Origin of the sequence: Frigidibacter sp. ROC022 (assembly GCF_024723735.1) — a bacterium.
GTDB lineage: Bacteria > Pseudomonadota > Alphaproteobacteria > Rhodobacterales > Rhodobacteraceae > SLM-1.
Window position 1 is genome coordinate 1,130,184 of record NZ_JANQDU010000001.1, and the last position, 18,357, is coordinate 1,148,540.

At 68.6% G+C, this 18,357-nt stretch carries 17 protein-coding genes and 1 riboswitch; of the genes, 6 read left to right on the plus strand and 11 right to left on the minus strand.

Features of this window, described 5'->3' with window-relative positions; translation table 11 throughout:
• Positions 1-18: 18 nt before the first annotated feature.
• The 6 genes from grxD to tyrS form a co-directional block, all read right to left on the minus strand.
• Positions 19-378, minus strand: coding sequence for a Grx4 family monothiol glutaredoxin (gene grxD / locus NUW50_RS05460; RefSeq protein WP_258288052.1), 360 nt, complete (start codon positions 376-378; stop codon positions 19-21).
• 27 nt (positions 379-405) lie between these two features.
• Positions 406-648: a BolA family transcriptional regulator gene (locus NUW50_RS05465; protein WP_258288053.1), complete on the minus strand. Its 243-nt coding sequence runs from the start codon at positions 646-648 to the stop codon at positions 406-408.
• Positions 649-710: 62 nt separating this feature from the next.
• Positions 711-2,876, minus strand: a complete 2,166-nt coding sequence (purL, locus tag NUW50_RS05470) for a phosphoribosylformylglycinamidine synthase subunit PurL (RefSeq protein WP_258288054.1) — start codon at positions 2,874-2,876, stop codon at positions 711-713.
• 108 nt (positions 2,877-2,984) lie between these two features.
• On the minus strand, positions 2,985-3,563 hold the full coding sequence (locus NUW50_RS05475) for a mismatch-specific DNA-glycosylase (RefSeq protein ID WP_258288055.1): 579 nt from the start codon (positions 3,561-3,563) through the stop codon (positions 2,985-2,987).
• Positions 3,564-3,587: 24 nt separating this feature from the next.
• On the minus strand, positions 3,588-4,640 hold the full coding sequence (locus NUW50_RS05480; RefSeq protein ID WP_258288056.1) for a Hint domain-containing protein: 1,053 nt from the start codon (positions 4,638-4,640) through the stop codon (positions 3,588-3,590).
• A gap of 204 nt (positions 4,641-4,844) precedes the next feature.
• Positions 4,845-6,098 carry a tyrosine--tRNA ligase gene (gene tyrS, locus NUW50_RS05485; protein WP_258288057.1) on the minus strand — a complete coding sequence of 418 codons (1,254 nt, stop codon included), beginning with the start codon at positions 6,096-6,098 and terminating at the stop codon, positions 4,845-4,847.
• Between the two features lie 64 nt (positions 6,099-6,162).
• Between tyrS and NUW50_RS05490 the strand changes: the two genes are divergently transcribed.
• The 3 genes from NUW50_RS05490 (at position 6,163) to NUW50_RS05500 (ending at position 8,875) form a co-directional block, all read left to right on the plus strand.
• Positions 6,163-7,206, plus strand: coding sequence for an anhydro-N-acetylmuramic acid kinase (locus tag NUW50_RS05490; RefSeq protein ID WP_258288058.1), 1,044 nt, complete (start codon positions 6,163-6,165; stop codon positions 7,204-7,206).
• 232 nt (positions 7,207-7,438) lie between these two features.
• The gene (locus tag NUW50_RS05495) at positions 7,439-7,768 is read left to right on the plus strand and encodes a hypothetical protein (RefSeq protein ID WP_258288059.1); all 330 of its coding nucleotides are present in this window, start codon (positions 7,439-7,441) and stop codon (positions 7,766-7,768) included.
• A gap of 87 nt (positions 7,769-7,855) precedes the next feature.
• Positions 7,856-8,875 (plus strand): LacI family DNA-binding transcriptional regulator, encoded by a 1,020-nt coding sequence (locus NUW50_RS05500; protein ID WP_258288060.1) that lies wholly within the window; start codon positions 7,856-7,858, stop codon positions 8,873-8,875.
• A 4-nt stretch (positions 8,876-8,879) separates the two neighbouring features.
• Here the strand turns inward: NUW50_RS05500 and NUW50_RS05505 are convergent, their stop codons facing one another.
• Both NUW50_RS05505 and NUW50_RS05510 read right to left on the minus strand, forming a co-directional pair.
• Positions 8,880-9,305 carry a cupin domain-containing protein gene (locus tag NUW50_RS05505; RefSeq protein WP_258288061.1) on the minus strand — a complete coding sequence of 142 codons (426 nt, stop codon included), beginning with the start codon at positions 9,303-9,305 and terminating at the stop codon, positions 8,880-8,882.
• 59 nt (positions 9,306-9,364) lie between these two features.
• Positions 9,365-11,206, minus strand: a complete 1,842-nt coding sequence (locus NUW50_RS05510) for a M3 family oligoendopeptidase (protein ID WP_258288062.1) — start codon at positions 11,204-11,206, stop codon at positions 9,365-9,367.
• 110 nt (positions 11,207-11,316) lie between these two features.
• A riboswitch (FMN riboswitch) is annotated at positions 11,317-11,466 on the plus strand.
• 76 nt (positions 11,467-11,542) lie between these two features.
• Between NUW50_RS05510 and NUW50_RS05515 the strand changes: the two genes are divergently transcribed.
• The 3 genes from NUW50_RS05515 to selD all read left to right on the plus strand — a co-directional run bounded on the left by NUW50_RS05515 (position 11,543) and on the right by selD (position 15,465).
• A complete protein-coding gene (locus tag NUW50_RS05515) occupies positions 11,543-11,980 on the plus strand; it encodes a 6,7-dimethyl-8-ribityllumazine synthase (RefSeq protein ID WP_258288063.1) in 438 nt (145 codons plus the stop codon).
• 84 nt (positions 11,981-12,064) lie between these two features.
• Positions 12,065-13,183, plus strand: a complete 1,119-nt coding sequence (locus tag NUW50_RS05520; protein ID WP_258288064.1) for a mechanosensitive ion channel family protein — start codon at positions 12,065-12,067, stop codon at positions 13,181-13,183.
• 140 nt (positions 13,184-13,323) lie between these two features.
• Positions 13,324-15,465 (plus strand): selenide, water dikinase SelD, encoded by a 2,142-nt coding sequence (gene selD / locus NUW50_RS05525; RefSeq protein ID WP_258288065.1) that lies wholly within the window; start codon positions 13,324-13,326, stop codon positions 15,463-15,465.
• A gap of 84 nt (positions 15,466-15,549) precedes the next feature.
• On the opposite strand, the gene mnmH is transcribed toward selD, so the two are convergent.
• The 3 genes from mnmH to NUW50_RS05540 all read right to left on the minus strand — a co-directional run bounded on the left by mnmH (position 15,550) and on the right by NUW50_RS05540 (position 18,283).
• Positions 15,550-16,602, minus strand: a complete 1,053-nt coding sequence (gene mnmH / locus NUW50_RS05530) for a tRNA 2-selenouridine(34) synthase MnmH (protein WP_258288066.1) — start codon at positions 16,600-16,602, stop codon at positions 15,550-15,552.
• Between the two features lie 72 nt (positions 16,603-16,674).
• Positions 16,675-17,589 carry a sugar kinase gene (locus NUW50_RS05535; protein WP_443135077.1) on the minus strand — a complete coding sequence of 305 codons (915 nt, stop codon included), beginning with the start codon at positions 17,587-17,589 and terminating at the stop codon, positions 16,675-16,677.
• Complete coding sequence (locus tag NUW50_RS05540; protein ID WP_258288068.1) at positions 17,579-18,283, minus strand: GntR family transcriptional regulator; 705 nt, start codon at positions 18,281-18,283, stop codon at positions 17,579-17,581. Before NUW50_RS05540 ends, NUW50_RS05535 begins: the two co-directional genes overlap by 11 nt.
• Positions 18,284-18,357: the final 74 nt, after the last annotated feature.

Consider the following 18,357-nt stretch of genomic DNA (forward strand, 5'->3'; position numbering starts at 1 on the left):
CCGCGACCGATCCGGTCGTCAGGCGTTGGCTTCGCGGATCTTGTCGGCGGCGTCCTTGTCGAAGGCGATGCCCTTGGTCAGGAACAGCTGGTCCAGTTCGCCCGACAGGGTCATCTCGGTGATGATGTCGCAACCGCCAACGAACTCGCCCTTGACGTAGAGCTGCGGAATCGTCGGCCAGTCCGAGTAATCCTTGATGCCCTGGCGGATATCCGGATCGGCCAGCACGTTCACATCGGCGAAATCGACGCCCATGAAGTTCAGCACCCCGGCGACGCGGCTCGAAAAACCGCATTGCGGCATCGACTTGGTGCCCTTCATGAACAGCACCACGTCGTTCGAGGTAACGGTCTGCCGGATCGTGTCTTCGGCGCTCATTTCAGTTTCCTCTTCATCTGGCCGGGATCAGTCCGGCGCCTTTGTGGTCAGTGCCAGCGCATGCAGTTCGCCTGCCGGACCGTCCATCTTGCCCTTCAGCGCCGCATAGACGGCGCGCTGTTGCTCGACGCGGTTCTTGCCGCGGAAGCTCTCATCAATGACTTCGGCGGAATAGTGATTGCCGTCGCCGGCCAGATCGGTGATCGTGATCTTCGCCTCGGGAAAGGACGCGCGGATCAGCTCCTCGATGTCCTGCGGTTCCATCGCCATCGTACGCTCCTTCGCTTCGTCTCAGATGTAGCCCCGGCAGGGGGGCGTCGCAAGAGGCGGGACTATTGCAGGTCGAGCGCGGCCGCGAAACCCGAGTGATAGAGCGCCGCCAGTTCTTCCAGAGGTGCCGAAGTGCCGCCCAGCGTCAGCGCGGTGCCCCCGAAACGGCCGACCTCGGCCATCGGCACCCCGGCGGATTTGGCCGCGGCCATGAGCAAGCGCGCCTGTTTCGGTGCGGCGGCCAGCAGATAGCGGCCCTGATCCTCTCCGAACAGTTGCGCCGTGCCGGTAGGCGTCACCTCCAGCCCGCAGCCGGCCCGTTCGGCCAGTTCGAAGGCCGCGAGCGCCAGCCCGCCATCCGACAGGTCGGTGGCGGCGCGGATATGGGTCCGGTTGGCCAGGACGAAATCGCCATGGCGCCGCTCGGCCGCCAGGTCCACCGCCGGGGCATCGCCGTCTTCGCGTCCGAACATCTCTGCCAGCAGCGCCGACTGGCCAAGATGGCCCTGCGTCTCGCCGATCAGCAGCAGCAGGTCGCCGGTCTGGGCCCGGCCCGCGATCAACCCTTCGGCGGATTCGATCAACCCGACCGCGCCGATGGTCGGGGTCGGCAGGATGCCGGTGCCGTCGGTCTCGTTGTAGAGCGAGACATTGCCGGACACGATCGGCATGTCCAGCGCCAGGCAGGCGGCGCCGATGCCTTCGATCGCGCCGACCAGCTGGCCCATGATCTCGGGCTTTTCCGGGTTGCCGAAATTCAGGTTGTCGGTCGAGGCCAGCGGTTTCGCGCCGACCGCGACCAGATTGCGGAAGGCCTCCGCCACCGCCTGCTTCCCGCCTTCGGTCGGGTTCGCCTTCACGTAGCGCGGTGTCACGTCCGAGGTGAAGGCCAGCAGCTTCCCGGTGCCATGCACCCGCACCACCCCGGCGCCAAGGCCCGGAGTCACCACGGTATCGGCGCCGACCTGGCTGTCGTATTGCTCCCAGACCCAGGTCTTCGCGGCGTAGTTCGGCGAGGCCAGCAGGGCCTTCAGCCCTTCGACGGGATCGACTTCGGGCACCGGCGCCAGTGCGGCCGGGGCCGGGGTCGGCACCCAGGGGCGGTCATATTCCGGCGCGGTCGAAGACAGCTGCGACAGCGTCAGATCGGCCTTCACCTCGTTGCCATGCACCACCAGAAAGCGGTCTTCGGCCAGGGTCTCGCCGACGATGGCGAAATCCAGATCCCATTTCTCGAAGATGGCCTTGGCCTCGGCCTCGCGCTCGGGCTTCAGGACCATCAGCATCCTTTCCTGCGATTCCGACAGCATCATCTCGTAGGCGGTCATCGCCTCTTCGCGCACCGGAACCCGGTCGAGGTCGAGCCGGATGCCCAGCCCGCCCTTGTCGCCCATCTCGACGGCGGAACAGGTCAGCCCCGCCGCGCCCATGTCCTGGATCGAGATCACCGCGCCCGAGGCCATCAGTTCGAGGCAGGCTTCCAGCAGGCATTTCTCGGTGAAGGGGTCGCCGACCTGCACGGTGGGGCGCTTGTCCTCGATCGTGTCGTCGAACTCGGCGCTGGCCATGGTGGCGCCGCCGACGCCGTCGCGCCCGGTCTTGGCGCCCAGATAGACCACCGGCATCCCGACGCCCGAGGCCGCCGAGTAGAAGATGGAATCGGCCTTCGCCAGGCCCGCCGCGAAGGCATTGACCAGGCAATTGCCGTCATAGGAGCGGTGAAACCGCACCTCGCCGCCCACGGTCGGCACCCCGAAAGCGTTGCCATAGGCGCCGACCCCTTCGACGACGCCCTGCACCAGATGCCGGGTCTTGGGATGATCGGGGCGGCCGAAGGACAGCGCGTTCATCGCGGCGATCGGCCGGGCGCCCATGGTGAAGACATCGCGCAGGATGCCGCCGACGCCGGTCGCGGCGCCCTGATGCGGCTCGATATAGCTGGGGTGGTTGTGGCTCTCCATCTTGAAGATCACCGCGTCGCCGTCGCCGATATCGACCACGCCGGCATTCTCGCCCGGCCCGCAGATCACCTGCGGCCCCTTGGTCGGCAGGGTGCGGAGCCATTTCTTGGAACTCTTGTAGGAACAATGCTCGTTCCACATCGCCGAGAAGATGCCCAGTTCGGTGAAGCTGGGCTCGCGTCCGACGATCTGGAGGATGCGGGCGTATTCGTCCGGCTTCAGGCCATGCGCCGCGACCAAGCCTTCGGTGATTTCCGGTTCCTGCATTGCCGTCCTCATGCGCCAGTCTTCAGGGCCCGGTCTTATGCGGGGAAGGCTGGGGTGAAAAGGGGCGGCGCCGAGATTCACGCGGCCAGGCGGGCCGGGCGCGGGCGTTCAGCCGATCTCGCGGGCCAGGGCCTGCCAGGGCGCGGCATCCCAATAGCGGCTGGCGCTGCCCGAGGGCGAGGGCAGGACCCAGATCGCGGTGGGCCCGATCCGCTCGACCTGCGGGCCATAGGCGATGCGGCCGGTCGGGCGGCCCAGCCAGGCGCTGGCGGCGGTTTTCGAGGTGAAGGCCAGCATTCGCGGCGCCACCTGCGCGATCCTCTGTGTCAGCGCCGCGGCGTCCAGCGCCCCCTCGGGAAGCTCGGCGTCGTTGCCGTAATGGGCCTTGGCCAGATCGGTCAGGCCGATGCCCAGCGGCAGCAGCTTGGGGTAGTCCTGGGGCGCGAAACGGGTCGGGGTCAGGCCGACCGCATGAAGTGTGCGCCAGAACTTGTTGGTCGGATTGGCATAATAGGCCCGGCGCAGGGCCGAGACCCGGCCCAGGGCGGTGCCGCAGAACACCAGCCGAAGGCCCGGGGTCAGCAGGTCGGGGACCGCGTGGCTGGCGGGCAGCGCGCCGTGACGGTCGAGAGCGGGGGCATTCGCGGTGGCGGGTCTGTCGGCGCGGGCATGGGAAGGGTCGGCCATGCCGGCCAGTCTAGGCCGCATCCGCTACAGGGCCAAGCGGCCTTCCCAGGCTTTCAGCAACGGCCGCGAGACCGTTCCGACCCGCCGCCCGCCCAGGGCGCGTTCCAGCGAGGCCAGCGCCTCGGGTGACAATGCCGCGCAGGCTTCGGGGCCGGGCAGAAAGCTCTCGGCGGGAGCGCCTTCGGCAAGGAGAATCTCGTGAGCCGGGCAGAGCAGGTGGTGATAGGCCCAGCCCCCGCTCGGCCGCCCCCGGCTGAACCCGGGCTGGCCCAGCAGCGCCCCGGCGGGCACCAGCACTTCATGGAGGCCGAACATCAGATCGACCTGCCAGCCGCTCAGCAGCAGCCGGTGCTGGCGCGACACGACAAGCCGCTGGTGCGGCTGGCCCGGACCCAATGCGCCGGGGGAAATCTCGACCGGCGCATAGCGCGGGTCTTCGGCGCGGGCGGTGCCGCCGACCGCCGTCCGCCCGACCCAGAGCAGGGGCTGTGCGCCGTTGTCCCGGGTCTCGACCATGTCGCCGGGGCGCAGGCTCTCGACCGGGCGCTCTCCCTCGGGCGTGGCGATCCGCGTGCCGGTGACAAAGCAGATCGGCGCGACATGGTCTTCATAGGCAACCGCCGCGGGTCCGGCCGCATTCGGGGGGCCTTCCGAGACATTCACCACGGTCAGCGGCGTGCCGACCGGCGGCCAGCCGCCGGGCGGTCCGACGAAGGCCAGCCCCTCGATCGTGCCATAAGAGGGATGGGACGAGCCGGGTTCGTTTATGTTGAAGCCGATGATCTGGTAGCTGTTGCCGCCGCCATCGGTGACGGTGAAGGTGTATTCGGCCTCGACGATCCGTCCCGCCGAATAGCTGGTGCCGTCGATCGAACTGGACTGGGACAGGGTCTGGCCGCTGTCGTTGTCGGCGAAGAATCCGTCATTGTCCGATATCTCGACCGGCTGCCAGGCCGGGGCATCCAGGGTGATGCTGCGGCCGACCAGATGCGAGCCATCGCCCTGGGTAAATCCCGAAAGCTGACTTCCACCCGAGACGCTGACATTCGCCGCGCCGAGAACATAAACCGTGAACAAGGACAACCGACCCGACCCGTCTTTCCGCCGGTCCCGCCCGGCGTGGCCTCCGGTATCGCAGACCGGTATGGCGGTTCTGCGGCCTGCCCGGGGCGTATGGGCGCGGAATCGGGCAAGAGCCGGGCCATTGCGGGTCGGCCGGGCCGGAGCGGCAACAATCCGGCGCGGTCAGGGGAAATGTCGTCGTCAGGGAAACGCCGGGTCTCAGCCCCGCAGCGAGACCAGCGCGTGGCGCTTCTTGCCCGCCGACAGCTTGATCGGCGACTCCAGGTCGCTGGCGGTCAGCATCAGCCCGGCATCCGCCAGCGGCGCATCGTCGATCCGGGCGCCATTGTCGGCGATCAGCCGTTTCGCCTCTTTTCCCGATCCGGCCAGCCCGGCGCGGGTCAGCAGCTGCACCACCGAGATGCCCTCGCCGATCTCGTCGCGGCTCAGTTCCAGGGTCGGCAGGGCCTCGCCCACGCCGCCACGTTCGAAGACCTCGCGGGCGGTGGCCTCGGCCGCCGCGGCCGCCTCGGCGCCCCGGCACAGCCCGGTCACCTCGTTGGCCAGGATCACCTTGGCGGCGTTGATCTCGGACCCGCCCAGGGCGCCCAGGCGCTCGCATTCGTCCAGCGGAAGTTCCGTGAACATCTTCAGGAACTTGCCGACATCCGCATCGGCGATGTTGCGCCACCACTGCCAGAAGTCGAAGGACGACATCCGGTCCTCGTTCAGCCAGACCGCGCCATCCGCCGACTTGCCCATCTTCTTGCCGTCGGCGCGGGTGACCAGCGGCGTCGTCAGCCCGAAGGCCTCGTGCCCTTCGACCCTACGGATCAGGTCGGCGCCGGAAACGATGTTGCCCCATTGGTCCGATCCGCCCATCTGCAGGATGCAGCCATAGCGGCGGTGCAGCTCCAGATAGTCGTAGGCCTGCAGCAGCATGTAGTTGAATTCGATGAAGCTCAGCGCCTGCTCGCGGTCGAGCCGCGACTTGACGCTTTCGAAGGCGAGCAGCCGGTTGATGGTGAAATGCTTGCCGATGTCGCGCAGGAAATCGATGTAGCCCAGCTTGTCCAGCCATTCGGCATTGTTGACCAGCGGGCTGTCGGTCGGCCCGTCGCCATAGGAGATATAGCGCGAGAACACCTTCCGGATGCCGTCGGCATTGGCGTTGATCTGCTCGACCGAGATGATCTTGCGCATCTCGTCCTTGCCCGAGGGGTCGCCGACCTTGGTGGTCCCGCCGCCCATCAGGGTGATCGGCCGGTGCCCGGTCTTCTGCATCCAGCGCAGCAGCATGATCTGGACCAGGTTGCCGATGTGCAGGCTGGTCGCGGTCAGGTCAAAGCCGATATAGCCCGTCACCACCCCTTTGGTCAGGGCCTCGTCCAGGCCTTGCAGATCGGTGCAGTCCTGCAGGAAGCCACGACTCTGGATCGCGTGCAGGAATTCGGATTTGGGGTGGTAGGTCATTGCGCTTCGGTCCAATTTCGGGTGCGCTCTTATAGGGGCGGTCCGAGGCGAGGGGAAGCAGGAGATGAGCCGCAGGCCAGCGCAGGCCCGGGAGACGGCGCGATGGGCGGTCGGGCTGGTGCAGATGCCCGAGGGGCAGGGGCTGACGGCGGCGGCACTGCTGGGGGACGGCTGCGCGATCGAAGAACTGGGCCAGACCCGCTGGCGCTACTGGAGTGCGGCCGAGCGTCGGGCGATGTCCGCAGATGGCACCGCCGGTGCCGAGGCGCGGCGTGAGGGCGCCTTGACCGCGCTGTCCGAGGTCCTGGCCGCCTTCCCCGAGGCGCAGGCCCTGGGTTGCGACACGCTGGCACCCGAGGTCGGCGCGGCCCTGGCCGAGGCGATGGGCCTGCCGGTGGTCCGCGACTTTGCCGCCGCCGACCGCGAACTGGGAGGCCGGGGCCGGCCGATGGACGCCTTCTTTCACCATGCGCTGCTGCGCTCGACGGGGCTGCGCGGGGCCTCGGCCGTGCTGGTGCTGGACCGGGTCTGTCGGTTGACATGGGCCGATGCCGATCAGCCCGACCCGGCAGCGCCCGGCGCCTGCCTGGCCTTCGATATCGGCCCCGGTCAGGCCGAGGCGGGCTACCGGCTGACCGGCGGGCGGGTCAGCGAGCCGCTGATCGAGGCGGCGACGCAGGCGCTCTGGTTCCGGCAGCTGCCGCCGAAATGGCTGACCGGGCAGAGCTTCCCCGAGCTTGGCGCGGCGCTGGCGCAACTCGACCCGGCGGATGCCGCCGCCACCACCCGTTCGTTGATCGCGGTTGCGGCGCTGATCGGCCTGTCGCAATGCCCGGCACCGCCGCAAGAGCTGCTGGTCGCCGGGCCGGGGCGCCGGGATTCCGAGTTGCTGCAGCTTCTGGAGGCCGGGTTCGAGGGCCGGATCCGCACCGTCGAGGCCGCCGGGCTGGACGGCGAGGCACTGACGGCGCAGGCCTGTGCCTGGCTCGCGCTGCGGGTGCTGGCGGGGCTGCCAAGCTCGGGGCCCGGCACCACGGGTGTCGCGGCCAGCGTCGGCGGCGGGCGGGTCAGCCGCCCGGGCGGGGACCGTCGGGACCCCGGAAATTGACCGCCTGAGGGCTTTCCCGTTCCTTCCCTGCCGGGTTTCTGAGCATATTCCGCGACGTCATGTCGCACGGTGTCTTGAAACAGCCGTTTGATGCTTCAACCTGATGAGAAAATGATCTATTTTCCGATAACGATGATGGTTTTGCATCAACCGTGATGGCTTTCCCCGCCGCGATAATATCTTTCGGGCTGGGCAGAAATCTCGTCCTCGAACCCTGAATGGGAGTGTCGAAGTGGGAAGATCAGATCAATCCGGATTCACCCGCGCAGAGCGGCTGCGTTGGCTGGAGCAGGTGGAGAAGAGCGTCCAGCGATGCCCGGGCGAGGATGAGTTCGACGCCCGGTTCATCCGCTATCTGCTCTCGCAACTCGACGAGCGCGGCTACACCCATCTGTCGCATGCGGTCCTGCGCTCGGGGCTCGACGTTGCCGCGAACCGCTGCGGGCGGCTGGAGTTCGATGCCCTGGTCGATCTGGCGATCCAGCTGGTGGCGCAGGGGCGGTGGGACATTCCCGCAGCCTTGCCTGCCGGCGGTGCCCCGCGCAAAGCTGGGTCCGAATAACAAGGCCAGAATGATGTCGTCCCCTGCCACGGAGCCTGCTGCGCTCATGACCCGGATCCCAGGACCCGGGGGCGCAGCCCTGCCGCGATGAAGAAGGTCCGTCTACGAGATGTCGCGAAGGCGGCCGGGGTATCTCCGGCCACCGTGGACCGGGTGATCAACCATCGCCCCGGAGTCCGACCCGAGACGGTGCGCAGGGTCGAAGCCGAGATTGACCGGCTGGGCTATGGAAGGCCCGCCGCAGCGGGCGCGACCAAGGCGATGCCGACCGCCGAGCCGCAGGTCATCGAGGTGCTGCTGCCGATTGGCGTCAGTTTCTTTGCACAGGCGATACTCGCGGCCCTTCAGGCCGAGCTTGGCCGGGCCGCCCCGGCCGGATCGCGGCTGGCCGTCACCGATCTGCCGTCACTTGAGACCGAAGCCATCATCCGGGCGCTCGACGACGGTTCTCAGGGCGCCGGACGGGTGATCCTGATGGGGCTGGATTCTCCCGAGGTGCGGGATGCCATTTTGCGCCGCAGGGACCGGGGCCAGCGGATAGTGACTCTGGCCAGCTCGGCGGTCCCGCTGCAGGGTGTGGCCCATGTCGGGATCGACGACTTCGCCGCCGGGCGCACCGCCGGAGCCTTGATGGCGCGGATGATCGGGCCGGACCCGGCGCCGGTCCACATGCTGATGGGTGACCTGAGGGCGCGGCTTTATGTCGAGCGCCGCGCCGGCTTCGAACAGTCGATGGCCATGGCCAGGGCGGTCGAGGTGAGGCGGCTTGGCTCGGGCCGTGATGATCCCGATCGGGTGCATGATCTGGTCGCCGAGTTCCTGTCCACCACGCCGGGCCGGATCGGCCTGTATATTCCGGGCGGCGCCAACGTGGCGGCGGTGCGCGCCCTGTCCGAGGCGGATCGCCGCGACATCGTCGCCATCGGGCACGAACTGACCCCGGCCAACCGCGCGGCCCTGCTGGCGGGGCATCTGACCGCGGTGCTGGCGCATGATGTGGACCTGCTGGCAAGGCGGGCGCTGGAGGCTGTCCTGGCGCCCGAGCCGATCACGCCGCTGCCGTTGCCGATCCGGATCTGGCTTCGCGAGAACCTGCCGGCGGAATAGAAGGTCAGCCGGGGATATCGAACCCGGGCGCGGCCAGCTCGAACGCCTCGAAACGGAAACCCGGGCAGACGGTGCAGCCGACGAGGGCAAAGCCCGCCCCGGGCTCGGCGGCCTGCCAATGGCCCTTCGGCACCACCAGCTGCGGCAGTTCGCCTGCCGCCAGGTCGGGGCCGAGCTGGTGGGCGCGGGCCGGCCCGTCTTCGGTTTCGGAAATCCGGAGCGTCAGGGCGCTGCCGCTGTAGAAATGCCATATCTCGTCGGCATCGATCCGGTGCCAATGGCTCCGCTCACCCGGTTTCAGCAGGAAATAGATGCAGGTGCCGGCCGGGCGGGACTCCCCCGGTGCTTCCGAGACCCAGCTCTGCCGATACCAGCCGCCCTCGGGATGCGGCGAAAGGTTCAGGCGGGCGATGATCTGGTCGGCGGTCATGGCGAAAGGGTAGGCGGAGCGGCAGGATTTGCAAGCCGCCCCGGGAGCGTTTCCCGGCCTCAGCCCTCCATCGCCTCAAGCTCGTCGATCATGCCCGAGATCATGCCCAGGCCCTTGTCCCAGAATGCCGGATCGCTGGCGTCCAGGCCGAAGGGGGCCAGCAGCACCTTGTGGTGCATGCTGCCGCCGGCCTTCAGCATCTCGAAATACTTGGCCTGGAAATCCTCGCCGCCTTCCTCGTAGACGGCATAAAGCGCGTTCACCAGCCCGTCCCCGAAGGCATAGGCATAGACGTAGAAGGGCGAATGGACGAAATGCGGGATATAGGCCCAGAAGGTCTCGTAGCCGTCCATGAAGTCGAAGGCCGGCCCCAGGCTTTCGGCCTGCACCGACATCCAGAGATTGTTGATGTCGTCCGGGGTCAGCTCGCCGGCCCGGCGGGCGGCATGAAGCTTGCACTCGAAATCGTAGAAGGCGATCTGCCGGACCACGGTGTTGATCATGTCCTCGACCTTGCCGGCCAGCAACACCTTGCGCTCGGCCTGGTCCTTGGCCTCCGCCAGCATCGCCCGGAAGGTCAGCATCTCGCCGAACACGCTGGCGGTTTCGGCCAGGGTCAACGGGGTGGAGGACAGAAGCTCGCCCTGACCGGCGGCCAGAACCTGATGGACGCCATGGCCCAGCTCATGCGCCAGGGTCATCACGTCGCGCGGCTTGCCCAGGTAGTTGAGCATCACATAGGGATGCACTTCGGTCACCGTGGGATGCGCAAAGGCGCCGGGCGCCTTGCCGGGTTTCACCGCGGCGTCGATCCAGCCCTTGGTGAAGAACGGCTTGGCAATCTCGGCCATCTCGGGGGCAAAGCCGGCATAGGCGTCGAGCACCGTCTTCCTGGCGCTGTCCCAGTCCACCAGCCGGTCCGACTGCATCGGCAGCGGCGCGTTGCGGTCCCAGACCTGCATCCGGTCCAGCCCCAGCCATTTCCGCTTCAGCTCGTAATAGCGATGCGACAGCTTCGGATAGGCGGCGACGACCGCATTGCGCAGCGCCTCGACCACTTCCGGCTCGACATGGTTGGCCAGGTGGCGCCCGGTCTGCGGGGTCGGCATCTTGCGCCAGCGGTCCTCGATTTCCTTTTCCTTGACCAGCGAGTTGTGCACGCGCGAGAACAGCTTGATGTTGCGCGAGAAGACCCGCGCCAGTTCATGGCTGGCCGCTTCGCGCTTGGCGCGGTCCTGCTCGGTCAGCAGCGACAGGGTGGCCTCCAGGGTCAGCGTCTCGCCCTGCACCTCGAATTCCAGCCCGGCCATGGTCTCGTCGAACAGCTTGTTCCAGGCCGAGGCACCGACAACCGACTGATCGTGAAGGAATTTCTCCAGCTCGTCCGACAGCTGATAGGGCTTCATCGCCCGCAGCCGGTCGAACACCGGCTTGTAGCGCGCCAGATCGGCGTTCGAGGCCATCACCGCGTCCAGCGCGTCGTCGTCGATCCGGTTCAGCTCCAGAGAGAAGAAGACCAGCGGCGTGGTGAAGGTGGTGATCCGGTCCTGCATGTCGGACATGAACTTGGCGCGTTCGGCGTCGATCGTGTTCTGGTAGTAGCGCAGCCCGGCAAAGGACATGATCCGCCCGGCGACGACGTCGATCTTCTCGTAGCGCAGCACGCAGTTCAGCATCCCGGCCCCGTCGAGACTGGCCAGCTTGCCCTCGAAATCCTCGGCGAAGCTGGCGCAGGCCGATTCCAGCCAGTCCAGGTCGCGCTTCAGCTCCTTGGCATCGGGCGAGGCGTAGAGGTCGGTCAGGTCCCATTCCGGCAGATCGCCAAGCTCCTTGCCGCCGCCGCTGTTGGCGTCGAGCAGGGGTTGCGGAACATGCGGAATGGCGAAGCCGGACTTGATCATCGAAAGGCCTTTCTCTGTTTGCAATCTAGATAGGATGCCTGCGCCCGAATGGGAAGGTGGTCGGGGGCGCGGCCCGGTCTTGCGGGGCGGCGACCGGCATGGCAGGTTGGCGGCGTTCTCGGGGCGGGGTGAAATTCCCCACCGGCGGTAAGCAGGGCCTGGCCCGGCAAGCCCGCGAGCGCCCGGCCACCCGGCCGGGGTCAGCAGATCAGGTGCGATTCCTGGGCCGACGGTCACAGTCCGGATGAAAGAGAACCTAGGCACGCCTCTCCGGTCCTCCGGCGGGCGGGTCCTGGTTGCCCTGCGGAGCGTTTGGTCGTGAACAGGAGAAAACCGATGACCTGCCGCTACGCCTTCGTCAAAGCCAACTGGCATGGCGATATCACCTCCCGCGCACTTGCGGGCTTCACCGAGCTCATTCCCGCCGCCCTTGTCGATGTCTTCGACGTGCCCGGCGCCTTCGAGATGCCGCTGCTGGCGCGCGAACTGGCCCTGACCGGCCGTTACGGCGCGATCGCCTGTGCGGCGCTGATCGTCGATGGCGGCATCTACCGGCACGATTTCGTCGCATCGGCGGTGGTGGACGGGCTGATGCGGGTCGGGCTCGACACCGGGGTGCCGGTGCTCTCGGTCGCGTTGACGCCGCATCACTATCACGAGACCGACCATCATCGCGGCATATTCGCGGCCCATTTCGTCGAGAAGGGGCGCGAGGCCGCCGAGGCGGCGCAGGCGATCACCGGGCTGCGGTCGCGGCTGGAAAAGGCGGCCTGACTCCGGGCCGGGCGGGGCGGCACCGCATCGGTCGGCCCGCCCGTTCCTGCCAGCCGTGCCCGGGCACGCAAGAGGGAGTACGGAATGGATGGGCTGATCGACGGGTTGACGGTGCTTTCGGACCGTCTTGGCGAACTGCTGCCGGACTGGGCGCTGACCGCCCTGACCCTGGTCGCGGCGCTGCTGTTCGGCCTGCTGGTCCATCACCTGTTCGACCGACTCGCGACCCGGCTGGTCGCGGACCGGCCCTTGTTCTGGCGCTCGCTGGTGGCGCGGAGCCGGCGGCCGTTGCGGCTGGGGATCGTCATCCTGGCCCTGGCGGTTGGCGCCGGCGTCTCGCCGCTGGACGAGACCTGGCAGGCGGCGCTGAACCATGGCCTGCTGATCGGCTTCATCGTGCTTCTGGCCTGGAGTGCCCTCGTGGCGCTGCATATCTGGTCCACGCTCTATCTGCGCCGGTTCAAGCTGGATGCCGAAGACAACCTTCTGGCCCGCAAGCATGTCACCCAGAGCCGGATCCTGTTGCGGGTGGCGCGGGTGCTGATCCTGCTGGTCGGTGCCGCCGCGGTGCTGATGAGCTTCGACTCGGTGCGGCAATACGGGGTCTCGCTGCTGGCTGCCGGCGGCGCGGCGGGGATCGTCGTCGGCCTGGCGCTGCAACCGGTGCTGCAGAACCTCATTGCCGGCATTCAATTGGCGATCACCCAGCCGATCCGGATCGACGACGCGCTGATCGTCGAGGGCGAATGGGGCCAGGTCGAGGAAATCAGCGCAACCTATGTGGTGATCAAGATCTGGGACTGGCGCCGGCTGATCGTGCCGCTCGGCTATTTCATCGAACGTCCGTTCCAGAACTGGACCCGCGAGACCGCCTCGCTGATCGGCGCGGTGATGCTCTATCTCGATCATTCCGCCGATGTCGCCGCGATCCGGGCGCGGGCGCGCGAGGTGGTCGAGTCCTCGCCGCTCTGGGATCGCGGGGTCTTCGCGGTGCAGGTGACGGACTTCCGCGAGCGGGTGATGGAGCTTAGGGTTCTGGCCTCGGCCCGCAATGCATCGGAGACGTTCGATCTGCGCTGCCAGATCCGCGAGAAGCTGATTGCCTTCATCCAGGCCGAGATGCCCGGCGCGCTGCCCCGGACCCGCGGCGAGGTGACGCTCGACCCGGACGCCGCGCCTTCGCCGCTTCTGGTGAAAGGCTGAGGGGCGGGCAGGGCGGCCGGAGAAAGAGGGCGAAAATGTCTGGTGCCTGAACGGAAGCCGATTGATAAGAAACTGATGCAACACGGCAATCGACCCGGAGGTCCGCCATTCTTCCGTCAATTCCCCTGACCCGCGATCTGGTGCTGATCGGAGGCGGCCATGCCCATGCGCTGTTGCTGCGACGCTGGGGGATGCGGCCCTTGCCCGGCGCCCGGCTGACGGTGATCAACCCGGACCCGACGGCGCCCTATACCGGGATGCTGCCGGGTCACATCGCCGGGCATTACGGCCGCGACGATCTGGAAATCGATCTGGTGAGGTTGGCCCGGTATGCCGGGGCCCGGCTGGTCCTGGGCCGGGTGGAAGGGCTCGACCCCGCGGAACGCCGGGTCTTCGTGCCGGGGCGGCCGCCGATCGCCTATGACGTGGCCTCGATCGACATCGGCATCACCGCCGAAATGCCGGACATCCCCGGCTTTGCCGTCCATGGCATCGCGGCCAAGCCGCTCGGCCCCTATGCGGCCCGCTGGCAGCGGTTCCTGGCCGAGGTCGCGGCGGGCCGCCGGCCGCCCAGGGCCGCGGTCATCGGCGGCGGGGTCGCGGGGGTGGAACTGGCGCTGGCCATGGCCCATGCGCTGCGCGGGCAGGGCACCGATCCGCAGGTCGCGCTTGTCGAACGCGAGGCCCGGATCGGCGGCACCGGCGCCCTGGCCCGGGCGCGGCTGATGCGTGCGCTCCGCAAGGCCGGCATCCGTTGCCATTTCAACGCCGAGGTCAGGCAGGTCGGCCCCGAAGCGCTGCGACTGAAAGGCGGGGCGATCCTGGAGTCGTCCTTCACCGTCGGTGCCGCAGGGGCCTTTCCGCAGCGCTGGCTGGAGCAGACCGGCCTGCCGCTGAGCGATGGCTTCATCGACGTGGACGCCTCCCTGCAGGTTGTTGACCATCCGGGGCTCTTTGCCTGCGGCGACTGCGCCAATCTGACCGCCAGCCCGCGCCCCAAGGCGGGGGTTTTCGCCGTTCGCGCGGCCCCGGTGCTCTACGACAACCTGCGCGCCGCGCTGTCAGGCGGCAAGCTGCGTCCCTTCCGCCCGCAGCGCCGCTATCTGAAGCTGGTGTCGCTGGGCGGCAAGTCGGCGCTGGCCGAGAAATGGGGGCTGGCCCCCGCCGGGCCGCTGCTCTGGCGCTGGAAGGATTGGATCGACCGGCGCTTCATGGAGCGGTTCGGCGACCTGCCGGAAATGTCCGAGCCGAAACCGCCGCGCCGCGCCGCCACTGGGGTGGCCGAGATGCTGGCCGATGTGCCGCTCTGCGGCGGCTGCGGCGCTAAGGTCGGCGGCACGGTGCTGACCGACAGCCTCTGCGCCCTGCCGACGACGGCCCGGGCCGATGTGCTGACCGGTGCCGGGGACGATTCCGCCGTGCTGCAGGTCGGCGGCGTCCGCCAGGTTCTGACCACCGACCACCTGCGCGCCTTCACCGATGATCCGGTGACGATGGCCCGGATCACCGCGCTGCATGCGATGGGCGACATCTGGGCGATGGGCGCGAAGCCGCAGGCGGCGCTGTCCTCGATCACCCTCCCGCGGATGGCGGCCGGGCTGCAGGCCCGGACCATGGCCGAGATCATGGAAGCGGCGTCCCAGGTTTTTGCCGAGGCCGGGGCCGAGATCGTCGGGGGCCATTCCACCATGGGCGACGAGATGACGCTGGGCTTCACCGTCACCGGGCTCTGCGAGGGAGCGGCGATCACCCAGGGCGGCGGGCAGCCGGGCGATGCGCTGATCCTGACCCGGCCGATCGGTTCGGGGGTGCTGCTGGCCGCCGAGATGGCCGGTGCGGCGCGGGGCCGGGACGTGGCCGGGCTGCTGGCCGCGATGCAGCAGCCCCAGGGCCGGGCCGCCGGGATCCTGCGCGGCGCCCATGCGATGACCGATGTGACCGGCTTCGGCCTCGCCGGGCATCTGGCGGCGATCTGCCGGGCCTCGGGCTGCGGCGCGGAGATCGAGCTGGAGGCGGTGCCGTTCTATCCCGGCGCGCTGGAGCTGGCGCGGGAGGGGCGCCGTTCGACCCTGCTGCATGCCAACCGGGCGGCGGCGCCGCTGGCCGGTCCGCAGGATGCCCGCGCCGACCTCCTGCACGATCCGCAGACCGCGGGCGGGTTGCTGGCGGCGGTGCCGGAGGCCGCGGCCGAGCGCCTGCTGGCCGAGTTGCGGGCGGCGGGTTTTCCCGCGGTCCGGATCGGGCAACTGACCCCGCCGCCTGAACTGCTTCGGCTGGTCTGAGGGGTTCGGCCCGGTCCCGGGGCCGCCATTTGCAAACGGTCGTCCGGAAGCCTGCAAACGCGTCCGGCGGCAGGCCCTCGGCCGTCAGACCCGTGCCGCGGCCAGGATTTTCGGCACCGCCGCGCGCAGCGCCGCGTCGTCGAGCCGCTCCAGCGCCACCCGCGCCACCGGCGGGCGGCGCCGCTCGGCGGCCTTGGCATAGCGCGGGTCGTAATGCAGCGCCATCAGTTGTTGCGCCAGCGCATGAAAGCTGCCTGCCGCCGCAAGCCCGTGCCATTCCTCGATCACCTCCGCCGCGTGATAGGGCCGCAGCTTGTCCAGCCGCGCCGCCAGCACCGCGCCGTCCTCGATCAGGTCGCTGTAGCTCTGCATCAGGAAATCGGCCCGCGCCGCCAGAGGCGCCGAAATCTCGATCCGCTCGGCCGCCAGCATCCCCTGCCAGACCCCCTTGGGCACCAGCAGGTCGCCGATCTTGGCCGCCTCGGCCTCGGCAAAGACCACCTGCGCCGGGTCGAAGCCCTGCAAGGCCGCCGCCAGCCGGCTCTCGAACATCTTCTGGCTCGGCTGCGGCGCCTGCAATCCGCCGAAGCCGCCGAAGAGCGAGCCGCGATGCTCGGCCAGCCCCTCGAGATCCAGCACCTGCGCCCCGGCTTCGGCCAGCAGCGCCAGCAGCCGGGTCTTGGCGGTGCCGGTATTGCCGTCAAGCAGCACCAGCCGCGGTGCCGGCTGCCGGTCATAGACCTCTTGCACCACCAGCTTGCGATAGGCCTTGTAGCCGCCCTCGATCGTGTCGGCCCGCCAGCCGATCTGCGCCAGGATCGAGGCGAAGGAGCCCGACCTCTGCCCGCCGCGCCAGCAATAGACCAGCGGCCGCCAGCGATAGGGCCGGTCGGCCAGCGGCCCCTGGAGATGTCGCGCCGCGTTCTTCGCCACCAGCGCCGCGCCGACCTTGCGCGCCACGAAGGGATCGACCTGCTTGTAGATCGTCCCGACCTCGGCCCGTTCGGCATTGCTCAGCACCGGCAGGCTGATCGCGCCCGGCACGTGATCCTCGGCGAATTCGGCGGGCGAGCGCACGTCGATCACCTCGTCAAAGGGCAGGCTGCCCAGTGCCGAAAGGCTGTCGAGTTGTATCATGGCTTGCCCTTGCCGCTTGCCCGAGACCGGCCCCCTGTTTCGGGCGCAGGGGGCCGGAAGTAAAGCCGGGCGTCAGAGTTCCACCAGCGCCCCGCGTTGGCCGATCACCTTTCCGGCCAGCGCCGCCCCGGCCTGCAGGGCCTCCAACAGCCCGGCGCCGGTCAGATGCGCGGCCAGGAAGGCAGCGTTGAAACTGTCCCCCGCGGCGGTGGTATCCACCGGCTGCGCCACGGCCGGCGGGGTCCAGAGCGTCATCTGCCCGTCGGACAGCGCCGCCACCTCGCCGGCGCCGTTCTTGGCCACCACCAGCCCGGCGCCCCGCGCCGCATAGCGCCGTGCCGTGGCCTGCGGATCGGCATCGCCAAAGGCCGCCGCCTCGTCGTCAAAGGAAGGCAGGACGATATCGGCCACCTGCGCCGCCCGGGTGACGGCGTCGCGCATGGTCGGCGCGTCGGGCCAGAGCCGGGGCCGCAGGTTCGGATCGAAGGCCACCAGCGTTCCCGCCGCCCGGGCGCGCGTCAGCTCCTGCAACAGCACCGCCCGGTCGGCAGGCGACAGGATCGCCAGGGTGATCCCCGACAGATAGGCCAGCCGTGCCCCGTCCAGCGCCGCCCGCAGCCGCCCGGCATCCGCGGCCAGCAGCCGTGCCGCCGAGGAATCGCGCCAATAGGCAAAGCTGCGCTCGGCCCCGGACAGCTGGATCAGATAGAGCCCCACCGTCCGCTCCGGCACCCGCGCGATGGCCGAACTGTCCAGCCCAGAGTCTTCGATGAAACCCACCATGTCGTCCGAAATCCGGTCCGTCCCGACCGCCGTCAGATATCCGACCGTCCACTCCGGCGGCAGCGCCCGGCGGGCATACCAGGCGGTGTTCAGCGTGTCGCCGGCAAAGCCCATGGCAAACAGGCCGCCGGCCTGCGGGGCCATTTCGACCATGCATTCCCCGATCGACAGAAACCGCGCCGGTTTCAAATGTTCAGTCATCATCTTCCTCGGTAAAGAATCGGCTGTGTTCGGCGCGGATACGTACAATCTGTTCGCGCATATGGCCAAGGTGATGATGCATCAGGGCATGGGCGCCCTCCGGATCACGCGCTTCGAGCGCGCTCATCAGCGCCTGGTGGTCTTCGAAAGCCTCTTCGCTGGCGAAGGCCAGGGACAGATAGCGCACCCGGTCCATATGGGCCTTGTGTTCTCGGATCGTCTCCCAAGCGAAGGCATGGCCCGAGCGGATGCAGATTTCCTTGTGAAACTGGTCGTCGAGCGCGTGAAACGCCGACTTGTCGCGGGTTTCGACGGCGCTCCGCTGTCGTTCCAGCAAGGCGCGCAGGGCCTGGTGGTCCTCTTCGCTCAAAGCGGTCGCGGCGGCCTTGGCGGTCTCGGCCTCGATGGCGGCGCGGATGAACCGGGCCTGAAGCACCGCAGCGGCGGAAATCGGCGCGATCTCGGTGGCGACCTGGGGCCGGATCGTCAGGAAGCCCAGCTTCGACAGCCGGTAGAAGGCATCCCGCACCGGTTGACGCGAGACCGACATCGCCTGGGCCACTTCGGCCTCGGAAAGGCGGGTGCCGGGCGGCAGGTCGAGCGTCAGGATACGGCGGTGCAGCAGGTCGAACACCCCGTCCGCAACCGTCGGCCGGCGAGCCGGTTCCCGGGTCTTCAGCGCCCCGATGGCTGCCATGTTGCCCCTCGCGTTGACAGAATTGGTATGCTAGAATATTAGCAGACTCCGAAGATATTGAAAGCCCCGAGTTG